Origin of the sequence: Limimaricola variabilis, assembly GCF_034371605.1 — a bacterium.
Lineage (GTDB): Bacteria > Pseudomonadota > Alphaproteobacteria > Rhodobacterales > Rhodobacteraceae > Limimaricola > Limimaricola variabilis.
This window is the reverse complement of the sequence record NZ_CP139691.1, coordinates 454705-476307: the sequence shown is the minus strand read 5'-3', so window position 1 is coordinate 476307 and position 21603 is coordinate 454705. Positions and strand designations below refer to the sequence as shown.

The window sequence follows — 21603 nt, the reverse complement described above, 5'->3', positions numbered from 1 at the left end:
CATGCAGACCCGTCGCCGTTTCCTCGCCATCGCCGCCGCCACCCTCGCCGCGCCGGGCGCGATCCACGCCGAGGGCTGGCGCGGCACCGCGCTCGGCGCCGAGGCGGCGATCACGCTTTCGGGGCCGCGCCGGGAGGTCGAGGCGGCGCTGGCCGAGGCCCGCGCCACGCTGGAGCGGATGGAGGCGCTGTTCAGCCTGCACCGCCCGGACAGCGCGCTTTCCCGGCTCAACGCCACCGGCCGGCTCCACGCGCCCGCACCGGAATTCATGGCGGTGATCGATCTGTGCGACGCGGCTCACGCCGCCACCGGCGGACGCTTCGATCCGACCGTGCAACCGCTCTGGCGGGCGCTGGCTGAGCACGGCGACGTTCACGCCGCCGCCGCGCGCGTCGGCTGGGAGCGCGTAGCGCGCGGCGCGAGCTTCCGGCTCGGGCCGGGGCAGGCGCTGACCTTCAACGGCATCGCCCAGGGCTATGCCAGCGACCGCGTGGCCGAGGGGCTGGCGGCGCGCGGCTTCGACCGGGCGCTGGTCAATATCGGCGAGATGCGGGCGCTAGGTGGGCCGTGGCGGATCGGCATCGAGGACCATGCGCGGGGGCTGCTGGGGCGGGCGACCCTTACCGGCGGCGCGATCGCGACATCGAGCCCCGGCGCGCTGTTTCTGCCTGGCGGCGCGAGCCACATCCTCGACCCCAGAAGCGGCGGCGCGGTGCCGCCCGCCTGGTCGAGCGTCAGCGTCGAGGCCGACAGCGCGGCGCTGGCCGACGCGCTGTCGACCGCCTTCTGCCTGATGGGACGCGACGAGATCGCGGCGCTTCGCATCGCGGGGATGAGACGCGTGCGACTGGTCGATGCCGCGGGCGACCTGACGACGCTCTAGAGCCTTACCATTCCGGCGCGGTCCAGCTCAGGCCGTGATCCTCGAAGATCGCCGCGATCCGGCCGTCGGCGACCGCTTCGGCGACGATGCCCTCGATCATGTAGCCGAGGTCGCGGTGGCTGTGATGCACCGCGACGCCCAGCGCCCAGTCGGGCTTCATCAGCCCCGGGAAGGGCGGAACATGGACCTGTGCCTCGCCGAGATCGGCCTCGAGCTGCGCGCGCGGCCCCATCACCGCCGTCACCTCGCCAATGGCCAGCGCCGCCATCGCGGCTTCGGTGGTCGGATAGCGCGAGATGTTCGGCCCCAACTGCCCACCCGCCATTGCCGAGAGGTAGAAATCCGAAATCGAGTCGTTCTCGACCCCGACACGGTGCATCCGGAACATTGCCGGGCCCGGACCCTCGGCGCCGAACACGCCCGCGTCATAAGCCACCGCCAGCGTCTCGACCCCGTAGAGGCCAGTGAACATCACTTGCTCGACCCGGCAGGTAAAGGCGCTGTCATAGGGGACGTGCAGCATCACATTGACGACCGCCCCGCCGACCACTGGCCCCTTCCAGACCCAGTTGCGCAGGTCGGCGGCCAGGTCCTCGCCCGCGGCAACCAGCCGAAAGCGCGGTGCGACGCCCATGCCTTCGGCGATCAGCTGGCCGATCTCCACGTCGATGCCCGTAGCCGCGCCGCCGACCCGATGGGACCAGGGCGGGAAATCCTCGTAGACCGCGAACTCGACGAAGCCGCGGTCGAGGATCTCGTCCAGCGTCTGGCCGACATAGTCGCGATCGGCGTTCTGGGGCTTGGGCTGCGGCACCCAATCCTCGCAACGCGCAAGGGCCCCGCCCCCCGCGAGCGAGAGGGCGAGGCCGAGCGCCAGCGCAAGGCCCGCGCGGCGCGTCACTGCGCGGCCGACAGGCCCACGGTCAGCGTCTCCGCGGCCTTGTGGAAGCTTTCGGGCGTGCCGTCGATCTGGGCGGCGGCGCGATAGGCGATCGAATCGGCCACCGGCGCCCCCGACAGGGTCTCGATCTCCTCGGCGATGCCGGACAGCTCGGCCTTGACCGCCTCGGCGTCGACCTCGTCGCCCGCCGCGAGCGTGTCGCGCAGCGCCTTGAGCTCAGCGGATCTGGCACTCACCGCGTCCTCGTCAGGACGGGTTTCGAGATAGGTGCGGATCGCCCATCCGGCCTTCTGGCCCAGAAGCTCGCCGAAGGCCGGCATCCGTGTGACGCCGTTCTGGGTGAAGCCGTGGCGGAACCGCTCCATGTACCATTCGTCGCCGTATTCCTCCGCTTCGAGGAAGCGCAGATCGGGGGCGAGGCCGCCTGACACCGCGCCCAAGCCGTGGCAGCGGGCGCAGTTCTGGTTGTAGCCCGATGCGCCGATCTCGATCGCCTTGGCCCAAACCTCCTCGCTTTGGTCGCGGTAGGGGTTCTCGGTCAGCCACTCCTCGCTGACATCGGGCAGCGCGTCGGTGTTCACCGCCTGGATGTCGAGCGGCAGGCCGGCGGCTTGGGCGATGGTCGCAGCGGCGGCGATCGCGCCGAGCGACGCCAAGATGCGTATGGTGCGGGGCATGGTCGGTCCTCCCTTAATCCTAGGTCACAGCGATAGCCGGGCCGGCGGGGGCGGCGCTATGCGACCTTCGGCGGGGCCGCGACCATGGTCGTATGGGGGCGGGCCGGACGGCCCTGCTAGCCTGCGGGTCGGGAGGACGACCATGCTGCGACAGGCGACATCCATCGTGATGCTGGGCCTTTGGGCCGGCGCTGCGCAGGCCGCTATCGAGGTGCCGGTGACCTGGCTCAGGCAGGAGGTGGCGCACCCGCCGGTGCTGTCGAACCTCGACGAGATCCCCCAGGACGAGGGCCGCGCGGGCGCTGAGCTCGGCCGCGACGACAACGCCACCACCGGGCGCTTCCTCGGTCATGACTACGCGCTCGAGACCGTCTCGGTGCCCGAGGGCGGCGACCTCGAGGCGGCGGCCCGCGCGGCGCTGGCGCGCGGTGGCCTGCTGATCCTCGACGCGCCCGAGGACGCCGTTCTGGCGGTGGCCGACATGGCCGAGGCGCAGGGCGCGCTGCTGTTCAACGCCGCCGCCCCCGGGGCGCGGCTGCGCGGCGCCGATTGCCGCGCCAACCTGCTGCACACCCTCCCTTCGACCGCGATGCGCACCGACGCGCTGGCGCAGTTCCTCGTTCAGCGCCGCTGGGACGATCTGGCGCTGATCGCCGGGCAGCGGCCGGAGGACATCGATTATGCCGAGGCGCTGCGAGGCTCGCTGGCGAAGTTCGGTCTGAAGCTGCGCGCCGAGCGCGACTGGCTCGATGATGCCGACATCCGCCGCAACGCCGGGCAGGAGGTGCCGGTCTTCACCCAAGCCCTGCCCGATCACGACGTGCTTCTGGTCGCCGACGAGGCCGGGGATTTCGCCCGCTACATCGCGTACAACGCCTGGACGCCGCGCCCGCTCGCGGGCTCCGAGGGGCTCAGGCCGGTGGCTTGGGCGCCGGTGGTCGAGGCTTGGGGTGCGGCGCAGCTGCAATCGCGCTTCGAGGAGATGGCGGGCCGCGCGATGCGTCCGCGCGACTACGCCGCTTGGGCGGGGATGCGCGCAATCGGCGAGGCCGTGACCCGCACCGGCTCGGCCGACCCCGAAGTGCTGCGCGACTTTATCCTCGGCCCCGATTTCGAACTGGGAGGCTTTCTCGGCGCGCCACTGTCGTTCCGGAGCTGGGACGGCCAGATGCGCCAGCCGATCCCGCTGGTGACCGAGCGCGCCGTGGTCGCCACCGCGCCCCTCGAAGGTTTCCTGCACCCGGTGAGCGAGATGGACACGCTCGGCACCGACGCCCCCGAAACCCTCTGCGCTGCCTTCGAGGAGAGATCATGAGATTCGCAGCCATCCTTGCGCTTCTCGTCACGCCGGCGTTCGCACAGGGCCAGGGCGAGATCTGGGTTACCAACGAGAAGGACGACACGCTGAGCGTGATCGACGTCGCCACGCTGGAGGTGGTACGCACCATCCCCACCGGCGAGAGGCCGCGGGGGCTGACCTTCAGCCATGACTTCTCGCGGCTCTACATCTGCGCCTCCGACAGCGATGCGGTGCAGGTTATGGACCCCGAGACCGGCGAAATCCTGCACGACCTGCCCTCCGGCGAGGACCCGGAGCAGTTCGTGCTGCACCCCGACGACCGGCGACTCTACATCGCCAACGAGGACGACGCGATCACCACCGTGGTCGACACCGAGACACGGTCGGTGATCGCCCAGATCGACGTCGGCATCGAGCCCGAGGGCATGGCGGTGAGCCCGGACGGCCGCATCGCCATCACCACTTCCGAGACGACCAACATGGCGCATTGGATCGACACCGAGAACGAGGTGCTCTTCGCCAACACGCTGGTCGACGCCCGCCCGCGCCATGCCGAATTCGTCAAGGACGGGACCGAGCTGTGGGTCTCGGCCGAGATCGGCGGCACCATCTCGGTGTTCGACGTCGCTACCCAGGCCGAAAAGGCCAAGATCCGCTTCGAGATCGCCGGCATCCACCCCGACCGCATCCAGCCAGTGGGCTTCGAGCTGACCGTGGACGAGAGCACCGCCTTCGTGGCGCTGGGGCCGTCGAACCACGTCGCGGTGGTCGACGCCGAAACCTGGGAGGTCGAGGATTACATCCTCGTGGGCCGCCGGGTCTGGCACATGGCCTTCAACGCCGATCGCTCGCTTCTCTTCACTACCAACGGGGTCTCGGGCGACGTCACCGTGATCGACGTCGCAGAACGTGAGGCCCTCAAGACAATCAAGGTCGGCCGTTTCCCTTGGGGCGCGGCCTTCCGCCCTGCCCCGGGAGACCCGGCATGATCAGATCCCACGTTCTCGTGCTCGCCCTCGCGGCCGCACCCGCGCTCGCCGACAGTCACGACGAGACCGGCTTCGGCCCGGCGGGCGTGCTGTCCTCGGGCAACAAGCACGACCTGCCGCCAATCACCCTCTCGGCGGGGATTCCGCTGGCCGAGGCGCCGCTGACACTGAAATCCGGCGGCTATTACGAAATCGAGATCGAGGCCGACGGGAGCCAAGAGCTGGCACTGGTCGCGCCGGAGTTCTTCCGCGCGATCTGGATCGACGAAATCGTCATCGAGGGGCTGGAGATCCGCCCGCTTGGCCTCGACAGCCTCGAGTTCGACGAGGCGGGGGTGATGGAGATCGGCTTTGTGGCGATCAAGCCGGGCCGTTACGAGATCAGGGTGCCCGGCTCCACCGGCGAGACCCAGCGCCTCGACGTGGCGATCGAATGAGCGGCCTGGCAGTCAGCGGCGTCACCCATGACCACGGCGCGCGCCGCGCCCTCGACGAGGTGTCGTTCCGCATCACCCCGGGCCGGTTCTGTGCCCTGCTGGGGCCGAACGGCGCCGGTAAGTCGACGCTGTTCTCGCTGCTGACGCGGCTGACCGCGCTGCAGGCCGGCCGGATCGAGATCGACGGGCAGGAGATGGCGCGCGCCCCGCGCGCGGCGCTGGCCCGAATCGGGGTGGTGTTCCAGCAATCCTCGCTCGACCCCGACCTGTCCGTGACCGAAAACCTGCGCTACGCCGCCGCGCTGCACGGGATCTGGGGCCGCGAGGCGGGCCGCCGGATCGGGGCCGCGCTGGTCCGGCTCGGAATGGCCGAGCGCGGCCGCGAGCGGGTGAGCGACCTCAATGGCGGCCACAGGCGCCGGGCCGAGATCGCCCGCGCGCTGCTGCATCGCCCCGCGGTGCTGCTTCTCGACGAGCCGACTGTTGGTCTCGACGCCGCGAGCCGCGCGGCGATCACCGCCCATGTCCACGATCTGGCTAGGCAGGGGGGGCTGACCGTGCTCTGGGCCACGCATCTCGCCGACGAGGTGGCCCCCAACGACCAGGTGGTGGTGCTGCATCGCGGCCGGGTAGTGCTGGACGCCCCGGCGCGCGGCATCGCGCCCGACGGCGATCTGGCCGCCCGGTTCCTCGACCTTACGGCGGCGGCATGAGCGACGCGACGCTCCCGTCACCGGCCCCCCAGGCGGCGCCTGGGGCTAGCCCGCGCCGCGCCGCGGTCCGCGCCCATGCCGTGGCGCTGCTCTGGATCGCCCGCCGCGAGGCGCTGCGCTTTCTCCGCCAGCGGGCGAGGCTGGTCTCGGCGCTGGTGCGGCCGCTGGTCTGGCTGCTGGTCTTCGCCGCCGGCTTCCGCGCCGCGCTGGGGCTGTCGATCACGCCGCCCTACCAGACCTACGTCACCTACGAGACCTACATCCTGCCCGGGCTGTGCGGGATGATCCTGCTGTTCAACGGCATGCAGTCATCGCTCGGCCTCGTGCTCGACCGCGAGACCGGCACCATGCGGCTGCTGCTGACCGCGCCGCTGCCGCGCTGGTGGCTGCTGTCTTGTAAGCTGGTGGCCTCGACGCTGATCTCGATCCTGCAGGTCTATGCGTTTCTCGGCGTCGCGGCGCTGTTCGGGACGACGCTGCCTTGGGCCGGCTATCTCACCGTGCTGCCGGCGCTGTTCGCGGCCGGGCTGATGCTCGGCGCGCTGGGGCTCGCCCTCTCGAGCACGGTGCGCCAGCTCGAGAACTTCGCTGGGGTGATGAACTTCGTGATCTTCCCGATGTTCTTCATGTCGAGCGCGCTCTACCCGCTGTGGAAGATGGCCGAGGCGAGCGCGCTGCTGCGCGACATCTGCGCCGTCAATCCCTTCACCCATGCCGTCGAGCTGATCCGCTTCGCCCTCTACGGCGCGGCGAACTGGCAGGCCCTGGGCTGGGTGGCGCTGGCGGGGGCGGTGTTCCTGGGTCTGGCGCTGTGGGGCTACGAGCCGGCCCGCGGCCGGGCTATGGCGCGCCGGAGGCGCGGCGACTGACCCCTCGACCATGGTCGGGGCTGCGAGGCGCGCCGTTCCGGGCCAGACTGGAGACATCCCGAAGATCGTTTCCCGCTTCGGCCTGCTGCCGACCATGCCGCCGCCCCTGTCTCTCCCGGGGGCGGCGGTCGCCGTTCAAGGGGCTCTCCCTGCGCGGGTCGCCGATCTACGACCTTGGCGGGGGGGTGCGGCTACGACCATCGTCCGATTTCCGCGCTCCGTCCCGCCGGGGATCATGTGGGCGGCGCGAGGGGTCCCTAAGGGCCGCCGGAGCCGCCACGCCAGGGAGGAGGACCCTTATGAACCGCTTCATCGCCGCCGCATGCGCCACGCTTATCGCAAGCACCGCCGCACAGGCTCAGGTCACCGACGAGGACATCGCCAACGACGCGACCACCGTCGAGGACGTCGTTACCAATGGCATGGGCCGCGGGCTGCAGCGCTACAGCCCGCTCGACACGCTCAACCGCGAGACGGTCGAATATCTCATCCCCGCCTGGGCCTTCAGCCTCGGCGGCGAGAAGCAGCGCGGCCAGGAGACCCAGCCGCTCGTGAAGGACGGGGTGATGTACATCACTGGCTCCTATTCGCGGCTCTACGCCATCGACGCCCGCACCGGGCAGGAGCTGTGGCAGTACGACGCCCGACTGCCCGAAGGCATCCTGCCCTGCTGCGACGTGGTTAACCGCGGCGCGGCGCTCTGGGGCGACAAGGTCTATTTCGGCACGCTCGACGCGCGGCTGGTGGCGCTCGACGCCAAGACCGGCGACGTGGTCTGGAACAAGAAGATCGCCGACTACAAGGAAGGCTACAGCTACACCGCCGCACCGCTGATTCACGACGGGCTGATCATCACCGGCAATTCCGGCGGCGAATTCGGCATCGTCGGCGAGGTGCAGGCCCGCGACGCCGAGACCGGCGAGCTGGTCTGGACCCGGCCGATGATCGAGGGCCACATGGGCACGCTGAACGGCGAGGAATCGACCATGACCGGGACGCTGAACGCGACTTGGCCGGGCGACATGTGGAAGCAGGGCGGCGGCGCCACTTGGCTTGGCGGGGCGTATGACGCCGACACCGACACGCTGGTGTTTGGCGCTGGCAACCCGGCGCCCTGGAACAGCTGGCTCAGGAACGCGGGCGAACCCACGGAAGGCAACACCGGCGACAACCTCTACGCCGCCTCGCGCGTCGGTCTCGATCCGGCCACCGGCGAGATCAAGTGGCACTTCCAGACCACGCCCCGCGAGGGCTGGGATTTCGACGGTGTCAACGAGGTGGTGGGCTTCACCGACAAGGATGGCAACAAGCGCTACGGCACTGCCGACCGCAACGGCTTCTTCTACGTGCTCGACCGCGCCGATGGCGGCTATGTCGACGCCTTCCCCTTCGTGAAGGACATTACCTGGGCCGAGGGCATCGACGACACCGGCCGGCCGATCTTCGTCGAGGCCAACCGCCCCGGCCGCCCGGCCGAGCTAACCGGCGAGGCCAAGGGCGAGACGATCTTCGCCGCGCCGTCGTTCCTCGGCGGCAAGAACTGGATGCCGATGAGCTACTCGGAGAACACCGGGCTGTTCTACGTCCCTTCCAACGAATGGGGCATGGACATGTGGAACGAGCCGGTAAGCTACAAGAAGGGCGCGGCCTACATGGGCGCGGGCTTCACCATCAAGCCGCTCTACGAAGATCACATTGGCAGCCTCAAGGCGATCGATCCGGCCACCGGCGAATGGGTGTGGGAGTTCAAGAACGACGCCCCGCTCTGGGGGGGCGTGATGTCGACCAAGGGCGGTCTCGTGTTCACTGGCACCCCTGAGGGGCGGTTCATCGCCTTCGACGACGCCACCGGCGAGGAGCTGTGGAGCTTCCAGACCGGCTCGGGCGTGGTCGGCCAGCCGATCACTTGGGAGCAGGATGGTGAGCAGTACGTCTCGGTGATCTCGGGCTGGGGCGGCGCTGTGCCTCTGTGGGGCGGGGAGGTGGCGAAGAAGGTCAACTTCCTCAATCAAGGCGCGACGCTGTGGACCTTCAAGCTGCCCAAGGCACTCGCCGAGCTGGCCTCCGCCCAGTAACCCGGCACTGCCTTGCCATTGCGCCCGGCCGGCCCCCCGGCCGGGCGCATCTTTTCGGGATCTCGTCCTCGGCTAGCCAACCTCGCGACATGATCACCGTCGCGCGCTTGAAGTCCGAAGCGGGCCGCGCACCCGACGTTCGGCCACGGCACTCATTTGCAGTCAATGTCAGTCGATCCGGCGTTTTGCGGCATGCAGCCTACCTGATCTCCTGCGAAACCACAGTCATCCTATAGTTGCGCCCGCACATCGCGATCGGCACAAGGGCATGGCTCCCGGCCCTTTCCGCACACCGTGGCAGACCAGCACCCTCGAGTGTCCGAGCAGGCCCGTTTGGCGCGACCGGCCGCGCCATGGAGCATGCGATGGTCACGCTTGGCGCAAGGCCCGACGCCACATCGAGGCGCTGCCCCCAACCGCCGGACATCTCGGGCATCGGCCAAGGCCGACGCTGCAGATGCGCAGCTCGACCGGCGCGCCCCGCCCCGCCGGCTAAGCGGCCCGGCGCCTACGACCTTTTGCCGATACCGCCCCGCCCCGCTGCGCTGCTAGCCTGACCCAAGGGACCGGCCCCCGGCCCCGCGCCGCCGCCGGGCGCACCGGCGGAGCCTTTGAAGGGAGTGCTGCATGGCCTGGAAAGCCCCGAAGATCGTCGAAGTCGAAGCCGGCATGGAAATCAACATGTACGCCTGCGCCAAGCGCAAGTGACCGGCGGCCGCGCCCGCCGCGACGCCTTGGGGAGGGGCTCGCATGCTGAGATTCATCGCCCTAGGCTGCGCGGCGGGTGGCGGCTACCCGCAATGGAACTGCAACTGCGACGGCTGCCGCGCCGCCCGCGCCGCGCCCGACACCCAGGAGGGACAGGCCGGGATCGCCACCTCGGTCGATGGCGAGCACTGGTTCCTGATCAACGCCTCGCCCGACATCCGCGCCCAGATCAACGCTACGCCCACCCTGCACCCGCGCGTGGGTCGGCTGCGCGACACGCCGATCGCCGGCGTCATCCTCACCAATGGCGAGATCGACGCTGTCACCGGCCTGCTGTCGCTGCGCGAGGGCTCGCCCTTTTCGATCCATGCCCATCCCCGCGTCCTCGACGTGCTGGCCGAGAACCCGCTCTTCGACGTGCTCGACCGCACCCGCGTGCCGCGCCACGCCATCGCCCTCGACGCCCCCTTCGAGCCCGCCCTGCCCGACGGCACCCCTTCGGGGCTGATCGTCGAGGCCTTTGAGGTACCGGGCAAACCCGCCTGGCATCTCGAGGGCCGGGCCGAGCCGAGCGAGGAGCGCCCCGGCGACACGCTCGGCCTGCGGCTGCGCGCCGCCACCGGCGGGCCCGAGGCCTTCGTCATCGCCGCCTGCGGCCGGGTCACCGACGGCCTGCGCGACCGGCTGCGCGGCGCGGCGATGGTGATGTTCGACGGCACGCTGTGGCATGACGACGAGCTGATCGACCAGGGGCTGGCCGCCAAGACCGGCCGCCGCATGGGCCATGTCTCGGTCTCGGGCCCCGAGGGCGCGATGGCCCGTCTGGCCGATCTCGACATCGCGCAGAAGCTGTTCGTCCACGTCAACAACTCCAACCCGATCCTGCGCCCCGGCACGCCCGAGCGCGCCGCGATCGAGGCTGCAGGCTGGCGCCTGCCCCACGCCGGAGAGGAGATCGCGCCATGAACGCCCATCAGCCCCCCGCCCCCGATTTCGACACGACGTTCCATTTCACGAACGAGCCGCTCGACGACGCCGAAGCGCTGGAGCGCCGGCTGCGGGCCATAGGCGCCGCCCGCTACCACGACCGCCACCCGTTCCATCACCTGCTGCATGACGGAAAACTCAACCTTGGCCAGGTGCAGGCCTGGGCGCTGAACCGCTGGTATTACCAGTCCTCGATCCCGATCAAGGACGCGCTGGTGATCTCGCGCTTCCGCGACCGGGCGCTGCGCCGTGAATGGCGCCACCGGATCGAGGACCATGACGGCCACGACAGCGACGCCGGCGGCATCGACCGTTGGCTGCTGCTGACCACCGGCCTCGGTCTCGACCCCGGCTACGTTACCTCGGCCCGCGGCGTGCTGCCCGCCACCCGCTTCGCGGTCGACGCTTATGTCAATTTCGTCGCCACCCGCTCGCCGCTCGAGGCGATCGCCTCGTCGCTGACCGAGCTGTTTGCGCCGAACATCCACGAGCGGCGCATTTCCGGGATGCTGGAGAATTACGACTTCATCACCCCCGAGATCATGACCTATTTCAGGACCCGGCTCGGCCAGGCGCCGCGCGACGCGGGCTTCGCGCTCGATCACGTCAGGACCCACGCCCGCACGCACGAGAGCCGCGCGCTGGTCTGCGAGGCGCTGCTCTTCAAGACCGAGGTGCTCTGGGTCCAGCTCGACGCGCTCTACCACGCCTATGTCACCGGCCACCCGCCGCCCGGCGCCTTCGTCCCGGAGGACGCCTTGTGACCCCCGACAGCCGCCCCGCCCTGCCCCGCTTCGTCAAACTGCGCTTCGACCGCGCCCGCGACACCTGGCTCCTGCTCGCACCCGAGCGGATCCTGATCCCCGACGAGATCGCAGTCGAGGTGCTGAAGCTCTGCGACGGCGAGGCGACGCTCTCGGCCATCGCCGCCATCCTCGCCGCCCGCTACGACGCCCCTGAGGCCCAGATCCTCACGGACGTCACCGCGATGCTAGGCGACCTAGAGGCCAAGGGCTTCCTTTGCGACCGCGAGGCGGCATGACCGAGCTCTCCGCCCGCCTGCGCCCCGACCCGGCCCGCAGCCATGGCATCCCGATCGCCGTGCTGGCCGAGATCACCCATCGCTGCCCGCTGCAATGCCCCTATTGCTCAAACCCGGTCGAGCTGGAACGCGCCAGCGCCGAGCTGTCGACCGAGGAATGGCTGCGGGTGCTGGGCGAGATCGCCGATCTCGGCGTGCTGCAGATGCATTTCTCGGGCGGTGAGCCGCTGGCCCGCCGCGATCTCGAAACCCTCGTCGCCCGCGCCGCCGCGCTCGACCTCTACACCAACCTGATCACCTCGGCCGTCACCCTGACCGAGGCCCGGCTCGATGCACTGGCGCAGGCCGGTCTCGACCACGTGCAGATCTCCGTCCAGTCGGTCGAGGACGCGCTCGCCACCCGGATCGGCGGCCTGCGCGGCGCGCTCGAGCGCAAGCGCGCCGCCGCCGCATGGGTCCGCGCCCGCGACCTGCCGCTGACGCTCAACGCCGTCATGCACCGCCAGAACCTGCACGAGTTGCCGGAAATGATCGAGATGGCGCTCGATCTCGGCGCCGCCCGGCTCGAGGTCGCCAACGTCCAGTATTACGGCTGGGCGCTGAAGAACCGCGCCGCGCTGATGCCGACGCCGGACCAGATCGACAACGCCTCGCGCGTGGTCGACGGGGCCCGCGAAAGGCTGCATGGCCGCCTCGTCATCGACTATGTCGAGCCCGACTACTATGCCGCCCGGCCCAAGCCCTGCATGGGCGGCTGGGGGCGGCAGGTGTTCAACATCTCGCCCTCGGGCAAGGTGCTGCCGTGCCACGCCGCCGAGAGCATCAAAGGCTTGCGCTTCGACTCGGTGCGCGACCACCCGCTGGCCTGGATCTGGGACCATTCCGAGGCGATGAACCGCTATCGCGGCACCGACTGGATGCCCGAGCCCTGCCGCTCCTGCGCGCACAAGCATGACGACTGGGGCGGCTGCCGTTGCCAGGCGGCGGCGCTGTTGGGCGACGCAGGCGCGACCGATCCGGCCTGCGCATTCTCGCCCCGCCATGCCGAGGTGTTCGAGGCGGCGCTGGCCTTCTCCGAAGGCTCCGACCGCTACACCTATCGCGACTTCTCCGGCGGCACACCCGAGCGCGACAGATGAGCGGCTTCGCCGGTCATGTCGATGTCGGCGACGGCCACGAGATCTATGCCGAGCTGACTGGCCCCGACCATGCTCCGGCCGCGCTGTTCCTGCATGGCGGGCCGGGCAGCGGCTGCCAGCCCACCCACCGGGCGCTGTTTCCCGAGGCCACGCGGCTGGTGCTGTTCGACCAGCGCGGCGCCGGGCGCTCGCGCCCGCATGGCGCGCGCGACGCCAACACCACCGCGCATCTGATCCGCGACATCGAGGCGTTGCGCGCCCGCTTCGCCATCGACCGCTGGCTGGTGGTCGGCGGGTCCTGGGGCGCGACGCTGGCGCTGGCCTACGCGCTGGCCCATCCCGAACGGGTCTCGGGGATCGTGCTGCGGGCAGTGTTTCTCGGCACCCGCGCCGAGCTGGAGACCGCCTTTCTCGACACGCTGCCGCGCTTTCACCCGGCGCTCTTCGACGACTTCCTGTCGCTGCTCGACGCGCCCGAGCGTGCCGATCCGCTCGAATCCTACTGGACCCGCATTCTCGACCCCGCCCCGGAGATTCACCGCCCCGCCGCCCGCGCCTGGGCCGGGACCGAGCGCATCCTGTCGCGGATCACCCCCGCCGCGGCCCGGCTCGACCGCGACGCGCTCTCCGCCCCCGGCCCGCTGCCCGCCACCCCGTTCATGGAGGCGCATTACTTCCGCGCCAACTGCTTCCTCGACGCGCCGCTCCTCGACCGGGCGCAGGCGCTGCGCCCGGTCCCCGGCCACATCGTCCAGGGCCGCCACGACCTGCTTTGCCCGCCCGCGACCAGCCACGCGCTCGCCGCGCGATGGGGCGCGCCGGTCGAGGTCATCGAGGATGCCGGGCACGACATGGCCGATGGCGGCACCTTCGCCGCCCTGCGCGCGGCGATCGCCGCGTTGGCGGCGCGGTGAGCGGTTTCGCCGTCGCCGCCGAGGCGCATCTGCCCGAGATCGGCGCGCTGGCCCGGCTGCACCACCACCCGAGCGGCGGCGCGGTGCTGACCCTGCGCGGCGGCGATCTGCACGCCCTCTCGCTCGGCATCCGAACGCCGTTGCCCGACGACAGCGGCATCGCCCATGTTCTGGAGCATTGCGTGCTGCAGGGCTCGCGCCGCTTTCCGCTGCGCCGGGGCTTCGCGGCGCTGCTCGACGGCGCGCTGCACGGCCATCTCAACGCCGCCACCCTGCCCGGCCTGACCGTCTACGAGATCGCCTGTGCCCACGACCGTGAGTTCGACCGGCTGGCCGATATATGGCTCGACGCGGCGTTCGACCCGCTCCTGCGCGCTGACGCCTTCGCCCGCGAGGGCTGGCGCCTCGCGCTCGACCCGCCGCGCCTCACCGGCGTGGTGCTGAACGAGATGCTGGGCCACCGCGCCACGCCGCGCGCCTTGGGCGACGCGATCCGCTCGGCCCTATTTCCCGGCGCCGCGCAAGGTTTCGACCCCGGCGGCGACCCGGCCCGACTGCCAGACCTTGGCCTCGCCGCGATGCGCCGCTACCACGCCCGCCACTACCGCGCCGCCGCCACACTGGCCGTAATCGCCGGGCCGGACCCTGAGGCGCGGCTGCCGATGCTGGCCCGCGCTTTCGACGCGGCCCCCGGCCGGGTACCGCCAGCGCCCGCAACACCCAGCCGCTGGACCGAGCCGCGCCGCCGGATCGCGGCGGGCGGCCCCGCCCCCGCCGCCATCGCTTGGTGGCTGCGCGGCGCGACCGGCGCAGAGGCCGCGCTCCTGGCCGAGACGCTGCTTGGCACCTCCACTTCGCCGCTACGACGGGCGCTGGCCGATGCGGGCTTCGCGGCGGAGCCGCTACTTGAGCCGATCGACTTCGAGGCCGACCAGCCGGTGCTGCGCATCGCCCTGCCCGACATCGCCCCCGACCGGGTCGCAGCCTTCGAGGCCTGCCTGCTCGCGGCGATCGCGCGGCTGTCACGCGGCCTCGACTTGGGCGATCTCCACGCCGCGCGCACCCGCTTCGTGCTGCGGCACGGGCTGGCCGAGGATACCCACCGCCCCGCTCCGCTGCTGCGCGGGCTGGCAGCGCTGCGCGGCTGGCGGGACGGCGGCGACCCGATCGCGGCGCTGCGCCAAGTCGGCTGCGCCGACCCCGCCCGGCTCGCGGCGCTGCTCGCCACCGCGCTCCGCGACAACCCGCACCGCGTCACCCTGACCTATGAGGCGACCGACCCCTCCCCGGCCCTCGCCGCCCGCGCCCAGGCAATGGCCGCCGATCCGGCGGCCCGCCGCCGCGCCCGCCGCCGCGCCGCAACCATGGACCGCCCCGAGCGGCCCGGCGCGCGCGCTGCACTCGGCGCCCCCACCTGCGCCGACTGGCCGCGCGACGCCCCCGAAAGGCCCGCCCACCTGATCCGCATTGGCCCGGCCGAGGCGCTGTCGATGCCGCGCGAAGGCGGGTTGGTACAACTCGATCTCGGCTTCGACCTCGCGCAGCTGACCGCCTCCGACCTCCCCCTCGCCGGTCTGCTGGCCGAGGCGCTGCGCCACGCCGCGCCCCTTGGCATTACCGCCGAGACCCGCGCCGCGCCGCGCCCGAATGGCGGCCCGGTCGCCCAGTTCTGGCTGCGCGGCACCGCGCCCGTGGCCGATGCGCCCGAGTTGGTCGCCGCGCTGCTCGCGCTTCGCACTAGCCCCCTGCCCGACCCGGCGCCGCTGGCGGCGGCCCGCGCTGCCCGCCATCTTGCGCACCTCACCGGGCAGGGCCACGAGGCCGCCGACCTAATGCTGCGCGCCCAGATGGGGGCCGCGGGCGCGACCGAGGCCGCGCTTACAGCCCCCGTCAGCGCCGACGCCACCCGCCTTGCCGCGCTGCGCGACCAGCTGCTCGGCACGCGCCCCTTCTGCGCGCTCTCCGGTCCCGCTGCGACGCTGGACGCACTGCACGACGCGCTGGCCCGAACGGTCGCCGAAGGCGCCCCGCCAAGCCCGGCACGGCCGGCGCCCCCCTGCTTAGGACCCGTCCGCCTCGCGCTGCCGGTCGCCGCGGCGACGGTGGCGCGCGGCCTCGATCTCGGCCCGCAGCCGGGCAGCGTGGCGGCGGCGGCGCAGCGCCTCGCTACTGGCTGGCTCTGGCCGAATGTCCGCGACCGGATCGGCGCCTATGGCGCGCAGGCCCGGCTCGACCCGGTGACTGGCCATCTGCGGCTGATCTCGATCCGCGACCCGGGCATCGAGGCCACGCTCGCGGTCTTTGCCGAGGCCCCTGACTGGCTCGACCGCGCCGAGGGGATCGAGCGCGGCATCGTCCCCGCGCTGGCCATGCTCGACCGACCCTTGCCCTGGCGCGAGGAAATCATAAGCCGCGCCATGGCGCATCTGGCAGGCGACTTCGCCGCCCCCCGCCGCCGGGTCGAGCTGATCGCGGCAGGCGCACGCGCCCTGCCGGAACTCGCGGCGGCGATGCGCGCCGCGGCCCATCAGCCGCATCTGGTGGTGATCGCGCCGGGTTGAGCCGCTATATCAGCGGCAATGACGACAGCGCATCGGAAGATTCTGGGCCGCTTCTCCTTCCGGAAGCCAAAGATCTCGCAAGCATAGACCCAGCTCTCCCACCCATGACGGCCCAAATCCTCACGCTCCAACTCGCCCTTGAGCTGCGCCGCCGTCAACCGTCGATGGGCGTAGCGCGGGGTCGGGTTGCGCCGGCTCGCTGACCTGCTTCCGAGAAACTGGACCGCTGGGCCTGGGAGGAGTGGGCTGCTGCCGGTCCCGTGGACACGACGATAAGATCGTGACCATGGGATTGGAGACCTCATATGAAGAGACGAACGTTCAGCCGCTAGTTCAAGCTCGAGGCTGTGAAGCTGGTGACGGAGCGCGGTGTCGCCGTTATCCAGGCATGCCGGGATCTTGAGCTGTCCGGAAGCGTGCTGCGCCGATGGATGCGCGAGGTGGGAGACACTCCGCTTGGAGCATTCCCCGGCCACGGGCGGGTCAGCCCGGAGCAGGCCGAGATCGTGGCCTTGCGCAAGGAGGTCGCCCGTCTCAAGGCGAAGCGTGACATCTTAAAAAGGCGACCGCGTTCTTCGCGCGGGATGCGACATGAAGTTCGCTTTCGTCGCCAAGCACCGGCATGTCTGGCCCGTGAGCTGGATCTGCGCCGCTTTGCGGGTCTCCCGCTCAGGCTTTCATGCCTGGCTGAACCGGCCCGTCAGTGCCCGGTCCATCTATGACGAGAAGCTGAGCGAGGTCATGCGCCTGGGCTTTCAAGCCAGCGATCGGACGTGACGCGCGCCCGGCGCGTCTGGCGGGACGTGCTTGAGGAAGGACTGCGGGCACGGCCCCGTCGACGTGGCTTGCCGAAGGACCAAGGGGCGCGCTCCGTTATCGCCGAGAACCTTCTCGGCCGAGACTTCCGCGCGGACGGACCGAACCAGAAGTGGCTGGCCGACTTCACCTATGTCTGGACAGCCGAGGGCTGGCTCTACGTCGCCGCCGTCCTCGACCTGTTCTCGCGTCGCATTGTCGGCTGGTCGATGAAGGCGGAGCGCGATGCCGCGCTCGTCATGGACGCGCTGATGATGGCCGTCTGGCGGCGCGGCAAGGCAGACGCTCTGCTGCATCATTCGGATTAGGGCAGCCAGTATACGAGCGACCAGTTCCAGAGGCTTCTGGCCGATCACGGCATCACCTGCTCGATGAGCCGGGCCGGCAATGTCTGGGACAATTCTGCGATGGAGAGCGTTCGCCGCTCTCTCGAACCGATGGCGTTCGCGGCTCACTCTCCTCGCTGAAGACCGAGCGCATCGCCCACAAGGTCTATCGCACCCGGGACGCCGCGCACAGCGACGTCTTCGATTACATCGAGCGCTTCTACAACTCGAAGCGCCGCCACTCGAAGCTGGGCTATATCAGCCCGATGGAGTTCGAGGCCCGCGCAATGCTACCTTAAATTGCTGTTTACGGGACCGGCAGCAGCCCATCTACGTCTACCCGCATCTGCTGCGCCATTTCGCAGCGACGCTCTACCTCACCGAAAACCCCGAGGGCCTCGACGTGGTCCGGCGAGTGCTTGGTCATCGCGGCGCCGACACGACGCAACGCAGCTATGCCGGGGTACACGACCAGATCGCGATGTCCCGCTGCGATGCGCTGTTGCTGGGAATCCGCGGCGCGGTGCTGAAGGGGATCGGCCATGTCTGAGGGCGCGAAACGAATGGACCCCAAGCGCGATCCGGCCCGACGCTGTCGCAAGCTGCCCGACCGGCCCGAGGCGGATCGGCGCGCCTGGGAGGCTACTGTCACTCCCGGCGGGCTTCTCGACGAGTGCAGGCTGGCGGGGCGCTGGCGGCCGGCGACGCGGAAATCGGTGCAGGACGCCTATGGCCGCTGGCTCACCTTCCTTGACCGCAACAGATGGTTGGGCGAAGGCAGCGCGCCGGTAGAGCGGCTTACCCCTAATCGGCTCCGGGGCTTCATCGTCGAGCTGCAGCCGACTGTCGCCCCGCTGACCCTGCGCGCCGAGCACGGCGCCGTGGCCCGGCCGCTCTGGCGGGCGGCGCTCTATCGCGACGGGCTGATGATCCTGATGCTCACCTGCCGGCCGCTGCGGCGGAGCAACCTGGCGGGGCTGCGGCTGGGGCGGCACATCGTGAAACGGGACAACAGCTATGTCCTCCTGCTCGAAGAGAGCGAAACCAAGAACCACCGGTGCTTCGAACAAGCTCTTCCCGAGGCCCTCACGCCCGCCATCGAGCGCTACCTTGCGCAGTACCGGCCTTTGCTCATTGGCCAAGGCGAGGACGACCATCTGTGGATCTCCGGGCGCGGCGCGCCGCTGGCCGAGACCGGAGTCTACGCGTGCGTGATGGCCCGGACCAGGGCCGCGTTCGGCATTGGCATCCCGCCGCACCGGTTCCGGGACTGCGCGGTGACCAGCCTCGGCGAGATCGACCCCGAGCTGGTCTGGCTTGCCCCCGCCCTGCTGCATCATGCCGACCGGCGCATTGCCGAGATGCATTACGATCAGGCCCGCGACACGACCGCGGTCAGCCTCTGGCAAAGACACCTGCAGGACCGACGCCGGAGCGCGAGAGCAGCAGCAGTCGAGCGCGGCCGCCTCAACCGCGCGGCGGCAGACCTACAGCAGACCCCATGAACAGGGAGGATCGCATCATGCGCGCCGCCATTTACGCCCGCTACTCCTCGGATTTGCAGTCGGCCAGCTCGATCGAGGACCAGATCCGCCTGTGCCGAGAGGTGATGGAGCGCGAGGGTGCGCAGGCGGTCGAGATCTACACCGACTATGCGCTGAGCGGCGGCGCGCTGAAGACCCGGCCCGGAATGCAGGCCTTGCTGGCGGATCTGCGCGCCAAAGGCTTCGATCTGGTGTCGCCGAAGCACTGGACCGGGTCAGCCGCGACCAGGAGGATATTGCGGCCATCTTCAAGCGGGTCACTCATGCGAAGGCCCGGCTGCTGACGCTGGCCGAGGGCGAGATCAGCGAGCTGCACATCGGGCTGAAGGGCACGATGAACGCACTGTTCCTGAAGGATCTGGCACAGAAGACCCGGCGCGGTCTCCGCGGGCGGGTCGAGGCCGGCTTTTCGGGTGGTGGTAACAGCTACGGCTACCGGGTGGTGCACCGCTTTCTGGCTGACGGCACGGCCGTCACCGGAGAACGCGAGATCGAGCCTTTGGAGGCGGAGATCGTGCGGCGCATCTTCGACGAATACGCCGCGGGCCACCCACCGCGGACGATCGTGGCCGGCCTCAACGCCGAGGGCATTCCGGGTCCGAGGGGCGGCGCCTGGAACGCCTCGACCGTCAACGGCAGCCGCCAGCGCCGCAACGGCATCCTCAACAACGAGCTCTATCTCGGCCGGCTGATCTGGAACCGGCAGCACTTCGTGAAGGATCCCGAAACCGGCAAGCGGATCTCCCGCCCCAACCCGGAAACGGAGTGGATCACCACCGAGATCCCGGAGCTCCGGATCATCGACGACGAGACCTGGGCCCGGGTTCAGGAGCTGAAGAGCCGTTATGCCGGCTGGGCCGGCAATACCCGCCAGACCAGGAAACGGCTCCTGTCGGGCCTCGCGGTCTGCGCCTGCTGTGGCGGCAGCATGACCATCGCGCGTCGCGACCGCTACTACTGCGCCACGCGGCGGGAGAAGGTTACCTGCGACGCCCGTCATGGCATCGCGGTAGCCGATCTGAAAGCTCGGGTGCTCGGCGGTTTGCAGCGGCTGCTGGTCGGCAACGAGGCGTTGCTCGACGCCTTCGCGGAGGCGTTCCGGCAAGAGCTCGCGCGATTGCGCGGCAGTCGCCAGTCGGACGCGACGAAGCTGCGCCGGGACTTGGCCGAGACGGAGCGCGGCATCGCCCGCTGCCTCGACTACATCCTGTCGAGTGACACGCCGCCCGCCAGCGTGCGGAGCAAGCTGCAGGATCTGGAGGCCGACAAGACACGTCTCGAGGCGGAGCTCGCCGGACTTGAGGCCGACCTCCCCTCCCCGGCCATCAAGATTCACCCCAACCTGCCCGAGATGTACCGGCGCCAGGTGGCGAAGCTGGCAGAGCTTCTGGAGAACCAAGAGACGCGTCCGGAGGCGATGGAAGCCATTCGCGGCCTGATCGACCGGATCGAGGTCGGCCCACCCCAGACGACACGCGGGCCCTGCCGCGTGACGCTGGTCGGCGCCCTGGCTTCGGTTCTGGCCTTCGTTTCGGAGGATGCCACAACGCGGAACCGCCGCGCCCTTGCGGGCCACGGCGGTTGTGCGTTCGGTACGAGTTTGTTGGTTGCGGGAGCCTGAAGCCACCGAGATCTGTGCATTCTTGGCTGTTCCTCAGGTTGAAAAGCCAGCATCATCTGGCCGCTTGTCACACAAGCCGATGTGGAGCCGACATCGAAGGGGCAAACCGTCTGAGATCGCTGCTACAAATATCGTAGCAATCCCACGTAAGCGGACCTGAGCACCATTGCCAAATTCAAAGAGCACTCACATCTGAACTCCCTTTCTGCGCCTTTCGACAATAGGGATATTCGATCCGCTTATGAAATGGCATGCGCATTCTGGCTTCGACCGGCGCCAGCTATTCCCTTGACGGCCGAGAGAACCAATCCAGTTTCTCTCACGATCTCGTGCAACCGTAGCTGGCAGCAACAGGAGAGATAGTTTGTTTTCTTCGACACGACGCAAGGTCTTGAAGGCTCTGCTGTTCGGCGGCACCGCCATCGCGGCGCCCTCTGCGTTGTACGCGGCCGAATACGGGCGCGGTGAGGGCATGCCGTGGTCGCCGTTCAGAGGCCAGCCGCCCTATTATGGAACGGTCGAAGCCTCGTTCTTTACCCCGGCAGAGCGCGGGGCGGTGGCAGCGATATGCGCACGGCTGATACCAAGCGACGATGGGCCGGGCGCGTCTGACGCCGATGTGGTGACCTTTATCGATCGGCAGATGGCGAGCTTTTACGGCCGCGGCCAGCATTGGTACATGCAGGGACCCTTCCTCGAAGGCACCGCAACGCAGGGCTACCAGAGCGAGCACCCGCCCGCGCAGCTCTATCGCCATGCGCTCGTCGCGTTGGACACATACTGCCGTGACGCCTACGAGGCCGGTTTCGCCGAGCTTTCCGAGGACCGGCAGGACGCGGTGCTGAAGGGCCTGGACGAAGAAGAGATCACCTTTGAAAAGGTATCGGCCAAGACCTTCTTCGACCTGATCCTGAAAAATACGATCGAAGGCTTCTTCGCCGACCCGATTTATGGCGGCAACCGCGACATGGTCGCTTGGCGTTACATAGGCTTTCCTGGCACCCGCTACGATTACCGCGACTTCGTCGGCCACAATGGCGCACGCATCCAGTTGGAGCCAGTCAGCCTTATGGGCCGCCCAGGCTGGAGCAGTCCCTGAAA

At 69.8% G+C, this 21603-nt stretch carries 21 protein-coding genes and 1 pseudogene; 20 read left to right on the top strand and 2 right to left on the bottom strand.

The window, feature by feature from the left end; translation table 11 throughout:
* Position 1: 1 nt before the first annotated feature.
* A complete protein-coding gene (locus tag T8T21_RS02360; RefSeq protein ID WP_322336651.1) occupies positions 2-883 on the top strand; it encodes an FAD:protein FMN transferase in 882 nt (293 codons plus the stop codon).
* 4 nt (positions 884-887) lie between these two features.
* On the opposite strand, the gene T8T21_RS02355 is transcribed toward T8T21_RS02360, so the two are convergent.
* Both T8T21_RS02355 and pedF read right to left on the bottom strand, forming a co-directional pair.
* Positions 888-1784: a substrate-binding periplasmic protein gene (locus tag T8T21_RS02355; RefSeq protein WP_322336650.1), complete on the bottom strand. Its 897-nt coding sequence runs from the start codon at positions 1782-1784 to the stop codon at positions 888-890.
* Positions 1781-2461, bottom strand: coding sequence for a cytochrome c-550 PedF (gene pedF / locus T8T21_RS02350; RefSeq protein WP_322336649.1), 681 nt, complete (start codon positions 2459-2461; stop codon positions 1781-1783). The genes T8T21_RS02355 and pedF overlap by 4 nt, the downstream gene beginning before the upstream one ends.
* A gap of 142 nt (positions 2462-2603) precedes the next feature.
* Between pedF and T8T21_RS02345 the strand changes: the two genes are divergently transcribed.
* The 19 genes and pseudogenes from T8T21_RS02345 to T8T21_RS02255 all read left to right on the top strand — a co-directional run bounded on the left by T8T21_RS02345 (position 2604) and on the right by T8T21_RS02255 (position 21601).
* The gene (locus T8T21_RS02345; protein WP_322336648.1) at positions 2604-3776 is read left to right on the top strand and encodes an ABC transporter substrate-binding protein; all 1173 of its coding nucleotides are present in this window, start codon (positions 2604-2606) and stop codon (positions 3774-3776) included.
* A complete protein-coding gene (locus tag T8T21_RS02340; RefSeq protein ID WP_322336647.1) occupies positions 3773-4750 on the top strand; it encodes a YVTN family beta-propeller repeat protein in 978 nt (325 codons plus the stop codon). The genes T8T21_RS02345 and T8T21_RS02340 overlap by 4 nt, the downstream gene beginning before the upstream one ends.
* A complete protein-coding gene (locus T8T21_RS02335) occupies positions 4747-5187 on the top strand; it encodes a cupredoxin domain-containing protein (RefSeq protein ID WP_322336646.1) in 441 nt (146 codons plus the stop codon). The genes T8T21_RS02340 and T8T21_RS02335 overlap by 4 nt, the downstream gene beginning before the upstream one ends.
* On the top strand, positions 5184-5900 hold the full coding sequence (locus T8T21_RS02330) for an ABC transporter ATP-binding protein (RefSeq protein ID WP_322336645.1): 717 nt from the start codon (positions 5184-5186) through the stop codon (positions 5898-5900). The genes T8T21_RS02335 and T8T21_RS02330 overlap by 4 nt, the downstream gene beginning before the upstream one ends.
* Positions 5897-6769, top strand: a complete 873-nt coding sequence (locus tag T8T21_RS02325; RefSeq protein WP_322336644.1) for an ABC transporter permease — start codon at positions 5897-5899, stop codon at positions 6767-6769. Before T8T21_RS02330 ends, T8T21_RS02325 begins: the two co-directional genes overlap by 4 nt.
* Positions 6770-7068: 299 nt before the next feature.
* A complete protein-coding gene (locus T8T21_RS02320; RefSeq protein WP_322336643.1) occupies positions 7069-8844 on the top strand; it encodes a PQQ-dependent methanol/ethanol family dehydrogenase in 1776 nt (591 codons plus the stop codon).
* Between the two features lie 627 nt (positions 8845-9471).
* Complete coding sequence (pqqA, locus tag T8T21_RS02315; protein WP_099278443.1) at positions 9472-9552, top strand: pyrroloquinoline quinone precursor peptide PqqA; 81 nt, start codon at positions 9472-9474, stop codon at positions 9550-9552.
* Positions 9553-9594: 42 nt separating this feature from the next.
* On the top strand, positions 9595-10518 hold the full coding sequence (gene pqqB / locus T8T21_RS02310) for a pyrroloquinoline quinone biosynthesis protein PqqB (protein ID WP_322336642.1): 924 nt from the start codon (positions 9595-9597) through the stop codon (positions 10516-10518).
* Positions 10515-11303 (top strand): pyrroloquinoline-quinone synthase PqqC, encoded by a 789-nt coding sequence (pqqC, locus tag T8T21_RS02305; protein ID WP_322336641.1) that lies wholly within the window; start codon positions 10515-10517, stop codon positions 11301-11303. The genes pqqB and pqqC overlap by 4 nt, the downstream gene beginning before the upstream one ends.
* Positions 11300-11581 carry a pyrroloquinoline quinone biosynthesis peptide chaperone PqqD gene (gene pqqD, locus T8T21_RS02300; protein WP_322336640.1) on the top strand — a complete coding sequence of 94 codons (282 nt, stop codon included), beginning with the start codon at positions 11300-11302 and terminating at the stop codon, positions 11579-11581. Before pqqC ends, pqqD begins: the two co-directional genes overlap by 4 nt.
* Complete coding sequence (gene pqqE, locus T8T21_RS02295; protein ID WP_322336639.1) at positions 11578-12720, top strand: pyrroloquinoline quinone biosynthesis protein PqqE; 1143 nt, start codon at positions 11578-11580, stop codon at positions 12718-12720. Before pqqD ends, pqqE begins: the two co-directional genes overlap by 4 nt.
* Positions 12717-13634: an alpha/beta fold hydrolase gene (locus T8T21_RS02290; RefSeq protein ID WP_322336638.1), complete on the top strand. Its 918-nt coding sequence runs from the start codon at positions 12717-12719 to the stop codon at positions 13632-13634. The genes pqqE and T8T21_RS02290 overlap by 4 nt, the downstream gene beginning before the upstream one ends.
* The gene (locus tag T8T21_RS02285; RefSeq protein ID WP_322336637.1) at positions 13631-16195 is read left to right on the top strand and encodes an insulinase family protein; all 2565 of its coding nucleotides are present in this window, start codon (positions 13631-13633) and stop codon (positions 16193-16195) included. The genes T8T21_RS02290 and T8T21_RS02285 overlap by 4 nt, the downstream gene beginning before the upstream one ends.
* 347 nt (positions 16196-16542) lie before the next feature.
* Positions 16543-17636: pseudogene (locus T8T21_RS02280) on the top strand (IS3 family transposase).
* 104 nt (positions 17637-17740) lie between these two features.
* Positions 17741-17887 (top strand): hypothetical protein, encoded by a 147-nt coding sequence (locus T8T21_RS02275; protein ID WP_322336636.1) that lies wholly within the window; start codon positions 17741-17743, stop codon positions 17885-17887.
* A 13-nt stretch (positions 17888-17900) separates the two neighbouring features.
* Positions 17901-18842 carry a hypothetical protein gene (locus T8T21_RS02270; protein WP_322336635.1) on the top strand — a complete coding sequence of 314 codons (942 nt, stop codon included), beginning with the start codon at positions 17901-17903 and terminating at the stop codon, positions 18840-18842.
* Between the two features lie 17 nt (positions 18843-18859).
* Positions 18860-19165, top strand: a complete 306-nt coding sequence (locus T8T21_RS02265; protein WP_322336634.1) for a recombinase family protein — start codon at positions 18860-18862, stop codon at positions 19163-19165.
* 50 nt (positions 19166-19215) lie between these two features.
* Positions 19216-20502 (top strand): recombinase family protein, encoded by a 1287-nt coding sequence (locus T8T21_RS02260; RefSeq protein WP_322336633.1) that lies wholly within the window; start codon positions 19216-19218, stop codon positions 20500-20502.
* 391 nt (positions 20503-20893) lie between these two features.
* On the top strand, positions 20894-21601 hold the full coding sequence (locus tag T8T21_RS02255) for a gluconate 2-dehydrogenase subunit 3 family protein (RefSeq protein WP_322336632.1): 708 nt from the start codon (positions 20894-20896) through the stop codon (positions 21599-21601).
* The last annotated feature ends 2 nt before the right edge of the window (positions 21602-21603 follow it).

What these genes read in the sequence shown, in the direction of transcription:
- pqqA (WP_099278443.1), top strand. Translation starts at nt 9,472, where the DNA reads ATGGCCTGGAAAGCCCCGAAGATCGTCGAAGTCGAAGCCGGCATGGAA.
- T8T21_RS02290 (WP_322336638.1), top strand. Translation starts at nt 12,717, where the DNA reads ATGAGCGGCTTCGCCGGTCATGTCGATGTCGGCGACGGCCACGAGATC.
- T8T21_RS02265 (WP_322336634.1), top strand. Translation starts at nt 18,860, where the DNA reads ATGCGCGCCGCCATTTACGCCCGCTACTCCTCGGATTTGCAGTCGGCC.
- T8T21_RS02345 (WP_322336648.1), top strand. Translation starts at nt 2,604, where the DNA reads ATGCTGCGACAGGCGACATCCATCGTGATGCTGGGCCTTTGGGCCGGC.
- T8T21_RS02260 (WP_322336633.1), top strand. Translation starts at nt 19,216, where the DNA reads ATGAACGCACTGTTCCTGAAGGATCTGGCACAGAAGACCCGGCGCGGT.
- pqqC (WP_322336641.1), top strand. Translation starts at nt 10,515, where the DNA reads ATGAACGCCCATCAGCCCCCCGCCCCCGATTTCGACACGACGTTCCAT.
- T8T21_RS02335 (WP_322336646.1), top strand. Translation starts at nt 4,747, where the DNA reads ATGATCAGATCCCACGTTCTCGTGCTCGCCCTCGCGGCCGCACCCGCG.
- T8T21_RS02325 (WP_322336644.1), top strand. Translation starts at nt 5,897, where the DNA reads ATGAGCGACGCGACGCTCCCGTCACCGGCCCCCCAGGCGGCGCCTGGG.
- pedF (WP_322336649.1), bottom strand. Translation starts at nt 2,461, where the DNA reads ATGCCCCGCACCATACGCATCTTGGCGTCGCTCGGCGCGATCGCCGCC.
- pqqB (WP_322336642.1), top strand. Translation starts at nt 9,595, where the DNA reads ATGCTGAGATTCATCGCCCTAGGCTGCGCGGCGGGTGGCGGCTACCCG.
- T8T21_RS02270 (WP_322336635.1), top strand. Translation starts at nt 17,901, where the DNA reads ATGGACCCCAAGCGCGATCCGGCCCGACGCTGTCGCAAGCTGCCCGAC.
- T8T21_RS02330 (WP_322336645.1), top strand. Translation starts at nt 5,184, where the DNA reads ATGAGCGGCCTGGCAGTCAGCGGCGTCACCCATGACCACGGCGCGCGC.
- T8T21_RS02360 (WP_322336651.1), top strand. Translation starts at nt 2, where the DNA reads ATGCAGACCCGTCGCCGTTTCCTCGCCATCGCCGCCGCCACCCTCGCC.
- T8T21_RS02340 (WP_322336647.1), top strand. Translation starts at nt 3,773, where the DNA reads ATGAGATTCGCAGCCATCCTTGCGCTTCTCGTCACGCCGGCGTTCGCA.
- pqqE (WP_322336639.1), top strand. Translation starts at nt 11,578, where the DNA reads ATGACCGAGCTCTCCGCCCGCCTGCGCCCCGACCCGGCCCGCAGCCAT.
- T8T21_RS02320 (WP_322336643.1), top strand. Translation starts at nt 7,069, where the DNA reads ATGAACCGCTTCATCGCCGCCGCATGCGCCACGCTTATCGCAAGCACC.